Origin of the sequence: Micromonospora sp. 15K316, from assembly GCF_004348525.1 — a bacterium.
In the GTDB taxonomy this organism is placed as follows: domain Bacteria; phylum Actinomycetota; class Actinomycetes; order Mycobacteriales; family Micromonosporaceae; genus Micromonospora.
This window is the reverse complement of the sequence record NZ_SMKG01000041.1, coordinates 23416-33563: the sequence shown is the minus strand read 5'-3', so window position 1 is coordinate 33563 and position 10148 is coordinate 23416. Positions and strand designations below refer to the sequence as shown.

Here is a 10148-nt window from a genome sequence, read left to right as displayed (position 1 = left end):
GTCCCGCCCCGCTCCCGCCGCCGGCTCCCAACCAGCGCGCGCAGGCTCCGCCGGCGGAACCCGCCCACCCCTGAGCTCGGGGCGCAGGTGCGGCGGCGGGTGAGCCTGGCCGGTCACGGTTCCCCGTGGTGGGTCGCGTCGATCGTCGGGAACCTGGCTAATGACACCACCCGGACGGGCGCGCCCCGGCCCGGTGCGGTCACCGGCGGCGGCTCAGGGCTGCGGGGAGCGGAACCAGGCGCCGATCCGGCTCAGCGCGTCGGCGTGGTACTCGCCGACCGCGCTGCCCAGGTCGGCGATCGACACCTCGCGGAGCGCGGCGCGCCAGGCGCGGTCGGCGGCGCTCATCGTCCGGGCGATCGGGCACGGGACGGTGCAGGCCTCCCTCGGCTGGGCCAGCGGGCCGCGCTGCCGGATCTCGGTGCAGACGAAGGTCGGCCCGGTCCCCTCGACCGCCTCGACCACGTCGAGGACGGTGATCTCCGCCGCCGAGCGGGTCAACACGTAGCCGCCGGACTTGCCCTGGACGGACTGCATCAGCCCCGCCCGGGACAGCGCCTGCAACTGCTTGGCCAGATAGGTCGCCGAGACGCCGTGCAGCTCCGCCAGGCGCGCGGCGGGCACCGGTTCGGCCGCCGCCGTCAGCACCACGCAGCAGTGCAGCGCCGACTCGACTCCACCGGACAACCTCATCGCGTCAGCGTAACGACGGCCCCTTTCTCGGACAATATCTGTCCGAGTATCATTTCGGGTAGGAGCAATCCGAGTTTGCCGGACGTACGTACGGCGGAGGGGACGACCCCGTGACGATCGCAGGACGTGCCCAGCAGAACCGGAAAAGCCCACCTCGGCAGCGTGCGCGACCGCGCCTGGCTACGGTTGCGCTGAGGTGGCGGACGGAGGCGACACCGTACATGATCCCCGGCGCCCGCCGCACCACTCGTGTCAGTCGAGACTGCGCCGTCTGATGAGCCAGGAAGAAATCCGGAGGGCATCATGCGCAAGATCCTGATCGTCGGTGGCGGTTACGCCGGCTTCTACACGGCCTGGAAGCTGGAGCGGAAACTCCGCCGGGGTGAAGCTGACATCACCATCGTCGACCCTCGCCCGTACATGACCTACCAGCCGTTCCTGCCGGAGGTCGTGGCCGGATCGATCGAGGCGCGCCACGCCGCCGTGTCGTTGCGGCGCCACCTGCGGCGCACCCACGTCGTCGCCGGGACGGTGACCGCTATCGACCACGAGCACCGGGTGGTCACCGTCGAGCCCGCCACGGGAGACAGCTTCGAGCTGGGCTACGACCTCATCGTCGTCACCGCCGGCGCCGTCACCCGGAAGTTCCCCGTGCCCGGCATCGCCGAGCAGGCGATCGGCCTCAAGCACGTCGAGGAGGCGGTCGCGATCCGGGACCGGCTGCTCACCGCCTTCGACCAGGCCGCCGTGCTCCCGCCCGGGCCGCAACGCCAGAAGCTGCTCACCGTGACCTTCGTCGGCGGCGGCTTCTCCGGGGTCGAGGGCTTCGGCGAGCTGCTCTCCCTGGCCACCGCCCTGCTCAAGCGGTACCCCGAACTGCACCGCGACGAGCTGCGGTTCCACCTCGTCGAGGCGTCCGGCCGCATCCTCCCCGAGGTCACCGACGAGCCCGGCCGCTGGGTGGTGCGCTCGCTGGAGAAGCGCGGCGGGCGCGTCCACCTGAACACCCAGGTGACCTCGGCGGTGGACGGGCACGTGGTGCTCTCCACCGGCGAGGAGTTCGACTCGGAGCTGATCGTCTGGACCGCGGGCAACAGCGCCAACCCGGTCATCAGCCGGCACACCGACCTCCCCGTCGACGGGCGCGGCCTGATCGTCGTCCGACCCGACCTGCGGGTCGGCACCGAGGAGGACCCGGTGCCCGACGCGTGGGCCGCCGGCGACGACGCCGCGGTGCCCGACCTCGCCTCGCCCGTTCCGGGCGCACGTACGGTGCCCAACGCCCAGCACGCCTACCGGCAGGGGAAGCTGCTCGCCCGCAACATCGCGGCCACCCTGCACGGCCGGAAGCCGAAGCCGTACCTGCACCACAGCCTCGGCTCCATCGCCACGCTCGGCCTCGGCCGGGGCATCTTCCAGTACCGGGGCATCGTCATCAAGGGCCTGCCGGCCTGGCTGATGCACCGCGGCTACCACGTGCTGGCCGTGCCGAGCTGGGAGCGGAAGTCCCGCGTCCTCGCCATCTGGCTGACCGCGGGGATCTTCGGCCGGGACATCCTGTCGCTCGCCTCGGTGCAGCGCCCCCGGGACGCCTTCGTCACCGGCGGCGAACCGGCGGTCCGCACCGGCCGGGAGTGACGGCGGCCGGGCGACGGCCCCTCCCCGCCCGGCCCGTCGGCCCTGCGCGCCCTCGCGGGCGAGCGGGGCCGGCGGCTCAGCGGGCGGGGGCGCGGACGCCCTCGGCGAGCTCGGCGCCGAGGGTACGCAGCGCCGTCAGCCCGGTGCCGAGATCCGGCGCGTCGAGCACGCAGCGGATCAGGGCGCTGCCCACGATCACGCCGTCGGCGTACCCGCCGACCGTGCCGGCCTGCGCCCCGGTGCCCACGCCGAGGCCGACGCCGACCGGGAGCTCGGTGACCTGCCGGACCCGGGAGACCAGGACCGGGGCCGCGTCCGAGGTCTGCGACCGTGCCCCGGTGACGCCCATGATCGCCGTGGCGTAGACGAAGCCCCGGCAGTGCTCGACAGTCATCGCCAGCCGCGCGTCGGTGGAGGAGGGCGCGACCAGGAAGGTGCGGTCCAGCCCGTACGCGTCCGAGGCGGCCAGCCACTCGTCGGCCTCCTCCGGGATGAGGTCCGGAGTGATCAGACCGGTGCCGCCGGCGGCGTCCAGGTCACGGGCGAACGCGTCGACCCCGTACCGCTCGATCGGGTTCCAGTAGGTCATGGTGACCACCGGCGCGCCGGTGGCCGCGACCGCCTCGATGATGCGCAGCGTGTCGGCGGTGCGTACGCCGCCGGCGAGCGCGATGTCGCTGGCCTTCTGGATGACCGGGCCGTCCATCACCGGATCGGAGTACGGGATCTCCACCTCGATGACGTCGACCCCGGCCTCCACCATCGCGGTCATCGCGGCGATGCTGCCCTCGACGGTGGGGAACCCGGCCGGCATGCAGCCGACCAGCACCGCCCGCCCCTCCGCCCGCGCCTTCTCGAAGGCGACACCGATCCGGCTCATCACTGCTCCTTGCCGAGGATGCCGAAGTACTCGCCGGCGGTGTGCACGTCCTTGTCGCCCCGCCCGGAGAGGTTGACCACGATGGTGGGCTCCCGGCCCAGCTCGGCGGCGAGCTTCGGGGCGATCGCGGCGGCGCCGGCGATCGCGTGCGAGCTCTCGATCGCCGGGATGATCCCCTCGGTGCGGCAGAGCAGCTCGAACGCGGCCATCGCCTCGTCGTCGGTGACCGGCAGGTAGCTGGCCCGGCCGCTGTCGTGCAGCCACGCGTGCTCCGGCCCGACGCCCGGGTAGTCCAAGCCGGCGGAGATCGAGTGCGACTCGACAGTCTGCCCGTCGGCGTCCTGGAGCACGTAGGTGCGGGCGCCGTGCAGGACGCCGAGCGAGCCGCCGGTGATGCTGGCCGCGTGCCGGTCGGTCGTCACACCCTCGCCGCCGGCCTCGAAGCCGTAGAGCCGCACGTCCGGGTCGTCGACGAAGGCGTGGAAGATGCCGAGGGCGTTGGAGCCGCCGCCGACGCAGGCCGCCACGGCGTCGGGCAGCGCGCCGATCTGGTCGAGGCACTGCTGGCGGGCCTCGTCGCCGATGCCGCGGACGAAGTCGCGCACGAGGGCCGGGAACGGGTGCGGCCCGGCGGCGGTGCCGATCAGGTAGTGGGTGCCGTCGACGTTGGCGACCCAGTCCCGCATCGCCTCGTTCATGGCGTCCTTGAGGGTGCGGGAACCGGTGGTGACCGGGACGACTGTGGCGCCGAGCATCCGCATCCGGGCCACGTTCAGCGCCTGCCGCTCGGTGTCGACCTCGCCCATGTAGACCACGCACTCCAGGTCGAAGAGCGCGGCCGCGGTGGCGGTGGCCACCCCGTGCTGCCCGGCGCCGGTCTCCGCGATCACCCGGGTCTTGCCCATCCGCCGGGTCAGCAGAGCCTGGCCGAGCACGTTACGGACCTTGTGCGCGCCGGTGTGGTTCAGGTCCTCCCGCTTGAGCAGCACCCGGGCGCCCAGCTTGGCGGAGAGCCGCTCGGCCGGGTAGAGCAGCGACGGGGTGCCGGCGTAGTCGCGCAGCAGGGCGGCGAACTCGGCCCGGAACGACTCGTCGGCCATGGCCGTGCGGTGCGCCTCGGTCAGCTCGTCGAGCGCGGCCACCAGGGCCTCGGGTACGAATCGGCCGCCGAAGCGGCCGAAGTGACCGGCCGCGTCGGGGCGGGAGCCGGTGGCGGCCAGCGCGTCGGCGCTCATGCGAAGATCCTCTCGGTGCTGGCGGGCCGGCGCGGGATCAGCGCACCGGACGGGGCGTGGCCGGGTGGTTGCCGGCGTTGACCAGCTCGGCGACCGCCTCCCGAGGGCTCTTCTGGGTGACCAGACCCTCACCGACCAGGACCGCGTCGGCACCGGCGGAGGCGTACCGGATGAGGTCGTGCGGGCCACGCACGCCGGACTCGGCGATCTTCACGACGCTGCTGGGCAGGCCGGGCGCGATCCGCTCGAACACCGAACGGTCGACCTCAAGGGTACGCAGGTTGCGGGCGTTGACCCCGATGACCTGGGCGCCGGCCTCCAGCGCCCGGTCGGCCTCCTCCTCGTCGTGCACCTCGACCAGCGCGGTCATGCCGAGCGACTCGATCCGCTCCAGCAGCCCGACCAGGGCGTTCTGCTCCAGCGCGGCGACGATCAGCAGCACCAGGTCGGCGCCGTACGCCCGCGCCTCGTGCACCTGGTAGCTGGAGACCACGAAGTCCTTGCGCAGCACCGGCACCTGCACCGCGGCGCGGACGGCCGCGAGGTCGTCGAGCGACCCCCCGAACCACCGCCCCTCGGTCAGCACGCTGATCGCCCGCGCGCCACCGGCCGCGTAGTCGCCGGCCAGATCCGCGGGATCGGCGATCTCCGCGAGCTGCCCCTTGGACGGCGAGGAGCGCTTCACCTCGGCGATCACCGCGACGCCGGGGCGGCGCAGGGCCGCGTACGCGTCCAGCGGCGGCGGGGCGGCGGCGGCCAACTCCCGGATCCGCTCCAGCGGAACCTGCTCCTGTCGGCGGGCGATGTCCTCGCGCACGCCCGCCAGGATCTCGTCGAGCACGCTTACGGACGCCGCCGAATCGGCCCCGTCCCCCTCCGCGTGCGCATGCTCAGCAGTCACCAACGGACTCCCTCCTCCGGGCGTCATGGGCCGATGCTAGGCGTCCCCACCTGGCGCCGGACGGCGGGGGTATGGCGCTGCTCACGAAACGGCCTGCGGCATAATGGCCGACCTGCCGTGAAGAGGTTGTCACGCAGCGCCACCTCCCTCGCCCGTCGCGCCCGCGTCGCGACGACCGGAACCCATCGCCGTCGACCTATCGATGATGCCCCTCGGGGTGGCCCCGGAATCCAATCACTGTCATCGATTTTGTGAGCAAGCTCAAGGACGACCGGCCCGGCCCTGGTGGCGGGCCGGACGGAGCGTTGATGCGACGGACACCACGGCGAAACGTGAGCCGGCGAGCATCGATGTCGGGCAGACTCGAATGGCGCGTCCGCCCAGCCCTCGCCCACATCCTCGTACGGGGTGACCATGAGCACTGCCGGCCCGAACCCGAACATCGGCCTGACCACCATCTCGCGGACCGTCGCGTCCCTCGCCGTCGGCGTGGTGCACACGCTGGAGCGCGCGGTGGTCGGCGAGGCCCGGATGCGTACGGCGCGCGGCAACGCGTGGGAGGCGGTCTGCGCCGACCGGGCCCGCGCCGACCGGCGGGCCGAGCTGGACCGCCTCGTCGCGGAACTGGCCACCACACGCGCCGCCGCCCGCGGCGAGCGCGCGCGGCAGCCGGTCAGTTGACAGTCGGATCCTCGCCCCGGTCCAGCGCGTCCCACGCCTGCGTGGTGCGCCGGCCGGTGACCGGGCCCGCCGCGGCTTCCGGCGGCACGGCGGCGGCCCGCGACGGCCGCTCGTAACGGGCCCCCATCGCCGGCCAGCCCCGGCCGCGCAGCGCCGTCAGCAGACCACCGGCTCCGGCCAGCACCCCGCCGACCAGGCAGAGCACCGGCCACTGCCGGCTCACCGCCCCCTCGAAACCGGCCGCGAGGCCGTAGCCGCCACCGATCGCCACCGCCAGCCCGAGCAGGGTGAGCAGACCACCGAGGAGCTGGCGTACCCGGCCCCGGGTGGCGAGCACCGCTCCCCCACCCGCCAGCCCGACCACCGCCAGCGCGGGCAGCCACGGCAGCAGGGCGGCGCCGGTGCGCGCCACCCGCTCCGGCGGCAGCGGGGACGGCCGCACGGTCAGCTCGACCGACCAGGTGCGGGTCGCCGCCCAGAGCGCCAGGCCCGCGCCGACCAGGCTGAGCAGCACGGCGTACGTCAACTCGCGCCGTCCGGCGCCGGCCGGCGCGTCAGTTGTCACGTCCGCGCTCACCGGACCCGCCTCCCGTCCACGACCGCCGGGCTCCGCCGCGCCGCACGTCTCACAGGCACCGCACCGGCCTCTCGTCCACGCCCGCCCGGGCTCCGCCGCGCCCCGCTCCGCGCGCTCACCGGGCCGGCCTCAGCGTCTCGGCGGCGGCGATGGCGGCGAGTACCGCGGCGGCCTTGTTCCGCGTCTCCTGCTCCTCGGCGGCCGGGTCGGAGTCGGCCACGACACCCGCGCCGGCCTGCACGTACGCCCGGCCGGCCCGGATGAGCGCCGTGCGGATGGCGATGGCCATGTCCAGGTCGCCGCCGAAGCCGAAGTAGCCGACCGTGCCGCCGTAGACGCCGCGGCGGACCGGCTCCAGCTCCTCGATGATCTCCATGGCGCGCACCTTCGGGGCACCGGAGAGGGTGCCGGCCGGGAACGTCGCGGCCAGGGCGTCGAAGGCGGTCCGGTCCTCCCGGAGCGTGCCGACCACTGTGGAGACGATGTGCATGACGTGGCTGTACCGCTCGATCGTGGCGAACTCCGGCACCTCGACCGTGCCCGGCCGGCAGACCCGGCCCAGGTCGTTGCGGCCCAGGTCGACCAGCATGACGTGCTCCGCCCGTTCCTTCGGGTCGGCGAGCAGTTCGGCGGCGAGACGGGTGTCCTCGGCCGGGGTGCCGCCGCGCGGGCGGGTGCCGGCGATCGGGTGCAGCAGCGCGCGCCGCCCGCCGCCGGCCTCGGTGGTCACCTTCAGGTGCGCCTCCGGCGAGGAGCCGACGATGTCGAAGCCGTCGAAGCGCAGCAGGTACATGTACGGGCTCGGGTTGGTGGTGCGCAGCACCCGGTAGACGTCCAGCGGATCGGCGTGGGTGGCTCGCTCGAAACGCTGCGACAGCACGATCTGGAAGCACTCGCCGGCCCGGATCGCCTCCTTGGCCACCTCCACGGCCTTGGGGTAGCCGCCCTCGGGTGTCCGGCTGGCCACCTCCCCCGCCGGCGGCCGGTCGACCGTCGAGATCATCGGCGGGATCGGCCGGGAGAGCGCGGTGGTCATCGCGTCGAGCCGCCCCACCGCCTGGTGGTACGCCGCCGCGACGAGCTCGTCGCGCGCCGGCTCGTCCAGCGGGGGCAGGACCGCGTTGGCGACCAGGATCGCCGACCCGTCGTAGTGGTCGAGCACCACCAGGTCGGTGGCGAGCATCATCCCCAGCTCCGGCACACCGAGGTCGTCCTCGGTCAGCTCGGGCAGCCGCTCGAAGCGGCGTACCAGGTCGTAGCCGAGGTAGCCGACCATGCCCCCGGTGAGCGGGGGCATTGCGTTGGCCGGGTCCCAGGCGGGACCGGCGAGGGCCGCCACGGTCTCCCGCAGCACCCGGACCGGGTCACCGCCGGTCGGCAGCCCGGCCGGGGGCTGCCCGAGCCAGGCGGCCACGCCGTCGCGCTCGACGAGCGTGGCGCTGCTGCGCACGCCGATGAAGGAGTAACGCGACCAGGTCAGGCCGGCCGAGCCGGCACCCTGCTCGGCGGACTCCAGCAGGAACGTGCCCGGGCCCCCGGCCAGCTTGCGGTAGACCCCCACGGGGGTCTCCGCGTCGGCCAGCAGCCGTCTGGTCACCGGCACCACCCGCCAGCGGGCGGCCAACTCGGTGAAGGTCGCCTGGGCGGGGCTCACCGCGCCGTCGGTCATGACCGCCGCCTTCCGGCCGCCCGCCGGCGCCGCGTCCCGCTCACGGCGCGTCGGCGCCGGTGACCGGCAGCTCGTCGAAGAAGCAGGTGCGATGCCCGGTGTGGCAGGCGGCGCCGACCTGCTCCACCGTCACCAGCAGCGCGTCACCGTCGCAGTCGAGCGCGACGGAGCGGACGTACTGGTGGTGGCCGGAGGTGGCGCCCTTGACCCAGTACTCCTGCCGGCTGCGCGACCAGTAGGTGGCCCGCCCGGTGGTGAGCGTGCGGTGCAGCGCCTCGTCGTCCATCCAGGCGACCATCAGCACCTCGCCGCTCTCCTGCTCGCGCACCACGGCCGCCACCAGCCCGTCGGCGGTACGCCGCAGCCGCGCGGCGACGGCCGGGTCGAGCCGGGACGGACGGGACGGGCCAGGCGCCGGCGGTGGGCTCGCTGGGCTGGGGGCGCCGGTCACGGGCGCGTCAGGTACGGGCACAGTACGACATTCTCCCGCACGCGGCGCGGGCACCGCAGACGCCTCCCGCCGGGGCCGGGGCGGAGCGTCGGAGGCCCGGGCGAGCTGGGCGACATAGCGGTCCAGCCGGCCGTCGAGCAGCGCCTCGGCGAGGTCCGTCCCAGCGGCCTCGGCGATCCGCGCGGCGTACGGTCGGATCAGCGGGAGCGAGCCGCTGACGAGCCGGACCGCGGCGGCCCAGAGCTGCCCGGGGGCGCCCGGGCGCAGGCCGAGGCAGAGCAGCATGTCCGCCCGGTAGCCGGGTGGGGCGACCGGAAGGTTCAGCGCGGCGTCGACGGCGGCGCGGCGCGAGGCGACACGTACCGAGGGGTTCGCCAGCCGCAGCACCGACGGGCAGAGCCGGGCCAGGTCGGCCGCGAACAGGCGGAACCCGAGGTGGTCCCCGGCGGCCCGGGCACTCGCCGCCTTGCCGAGCGTGGCGATCAGCTCCTCCAGCCGCGGCTCGCCGGCCGGCTGGCAGAGCACCGGCAGGTCGATCCGTCGCCGCCAGTGCGCGTCCGCCCAGAGCAGCCGGGCCGGGGCGAGGACCGGCAGGCCGAACGCCCAGTCGGCCGGCTCCCCGAGCCGGGCCACCCAGGAACGGACGTCCCGGGTGGCCACCGACACGTGGGTGAGCCGGCCCGGTGTCCGGGCCAGGTACGCCCGCCGCGCGGCGTACGGCGCACCGCCGACCAGCACGTCGAGGTCGACGTCGCTGTGCGCGGTGGCGGCCCGCCGGGCGTGGCTGCCCCGCAGCATGATCCCGACGACCGGCCGCTCGCCGAACTCCCGCAGCCGGGCCGCCCAGTCGTCGAGGAACCCGGCGTCTGGCAACGGAGCGTGATCCACGTCCGCCATCGTGCCGCACCGGTGGTGCCCGATGCCGCACGTGGTGTCCGAATCAAGGCGAGGCTCGTCCCCATGCAGCCGAGGCCGATCGCGGAGACCTCCCGCCCGTTCGCTCCGACGCGACGGCGGATCATCGCGCCTCCTCCGCCCGGCGGTACGCATCGATTTTGTGGTCGAGCACCTTCAGGTCCTCCTCGAGGTCGGCCATCCGGGTCAGCACCCGCGCGCGGTGCGCCTCGAAGAGCGCCCGCCGGGCCCCGAGGGTGCAGTCGCCCTGCCGGGCCAGTTCGGCGTAGCGGCGCATGTCCCGTACCGGCATGCCGGTGCGGCGCAGCCGGGTGAGCAGGAAGAGCCAGTCGACGTCGCCGGGGGTGTACCGGCGCCGCCCGGCCGAGTCGCGCCCGACCGGTGCCACCAGGCCCTCCTGCTCGTACCAGCGCAGCGTGTAGGTGGTGAGGCCGACCCGCTCCGCGGCCTCGCCGACGGTGAGGGTGCTCTCGCGCGTGCTGATGTCCACGGCTTCCAGGCTTCCAGT

At 74.4% G+C, this 10148-nt stretch carries 10 protein-coding genes and 1 pseudogene; 2 read left to right on the top strand and 9 right to left on the bottom strand.

Annotated features, from left to right (window positions below; all coding sequences use genetic code 11):
- Positions 1-213: 213 nt before the first annotated feature.
- Positions 214-693 (bottom strand): Rrf2 family transcriptional regulator, encoded by a 480-nt coding sequence (locus E1211_RS11770; protein ID WP_132348354.1) that lies wholly within the window; start codon positions 691-693, stop codon positions 214-216.
- Between the two features lie 303 nt (positions 694-996).
- On the opposite strand from E1211_RS11770, the gene E1211_RS11765 reads away from it, so the two are divergent.
- The gene (locus tag E1211_RS11765) at positions 997-2331 is read left to right on the top strand and encodes an NAD(P)/FAD-dependent oxidoreductase (RefSeq protein ID WP_132348352.1); all 1335 of its coding nucleotides are present in this window, start codon (positions 997-999) and stop codon (positions 2329-2331) included.
- A gap of 76 nt (positions 2332-2407) precedes the next feature.
- On the opposite strand, the gene trpA is transcribed toward E1211_RS11765, so the two are convergent.
- From trpA to trpC, 3 genes are read right to left on the bottom strand one after another with little or no spacing between them, the layout of a single operon-like run.
- Positions 2408-3211 (bottom strand): tryptophan synthase subunit alpha, encoded by an 804-nt coding sequence (trpA, locus tag E1211_RS11760; protein WP_132348350.1) that lies wholly within the window; start codon positions 3209-3211, stop codon positions 2408-2410.
- The gene (gene trpB, locus E1211_RS11755; protein WP_132348348.1) at positions 3211-4446 is read right to left on the bottom strand and encodes a tryptophan synthase subunit beta; all 1236 of its coding nucleotides are present in this window, start codon (positions 4444-4446) and stop codon (positions 3211-3213) included. Before trpB ends, trpA begins: the two co-directional genes overlap by 1 nt.
- Positions 4447-4483: 37 nt before the next feature.
- Entirely contained in the window at positions 4484-5287 is an 804-nt protein-coding gene (gene trpC, locus E1211_RS11750; protein WP_187398718.1) for an indole-3-glycerol phosphate synthase TrpC, read from the bottom strand.
- A 474-nt stretch (positions 5288-5761) separates the two neighbouring features.
- On the opposite strand from trpC, the gene E1211_RS11745 reads away from it, so the two are divergent.
- Positions 5762-6028, top strand: coding sequence for a hypothetical protein (locus E1211_RS11745; RefSeq protein ID WP_132348360.1), 267 nt, complete (start codon positions 5762-5764; stop codon positions 6026-6028).
- Here E1211_RS11745 and E1211_RS11740 read toward each other — a convergent pair.
- From E1211_RS11740 to E1211_RS11725, 5 genes and pseudogenes are all read right to left on the bottom strand, one after another.
- Positions 6021-6605, bottom strand: coding sequence for a Trp biosynthesis-associated membrane protein (locus E1211_RS11740; RefSeq protein ID WP_132348344.1), 585 nt, complete (start codon positions 6603-6605; stop codon positions 6021-6023). The two genes, E1211_RS11745 and E1211_RS11740, sit on opposite strands and share 8 nt — an antisense overlap.
- Positions 6606-6720: 115 nt before the next feature.
- Positions 6721-8274 (bottom strand): anthranilate synthase component I, encoded by a 1554-nt coding sequence (locus tag E1211_RS11735; RefSeq protein ID WP_132348342.1) that lies wholly within the window; start codon positions 8272-8274, stop codon positions 6721-6723.
- Positions 8275-8314: 40 nt separating this feature from the next.
- Positions 8315-8746: a phosphoribosyl-AMP cyclohydrolase gene (hisI, locus tag E1211_RS33390; RefSeq protein ID WP_132348358.1), complete on the bottom strand. Its 432-nt coding sequence runs from the start codon at positions 8744-8746 to the stop codon at positions 8315-8317.
- A 180-nt stretch (positions 8747-8926) separates the two neighbouring features.
- A pseudogene (locus E1211_RS33385) lies at positions 8927-9523 on the bottom strand (phosphoribosyl-AMP cyclohydrolase); the annotation flags it as partial.
- 220 nt (positions 9524-9743) lie between these two features.
- On the bottom strand, positions 9744-10130 hold the full coding sequence (locus E1211_RS11725) for a MerR family transcriptional regulator (RefSeq protein ID WP_132348340.1): 387 nt from the start codon (positions 10128-10130) through the stop codon (positions 9744-9746).
- Between the last annotated feature and the right edge of the window lie 18 nt (positions 10131-10148).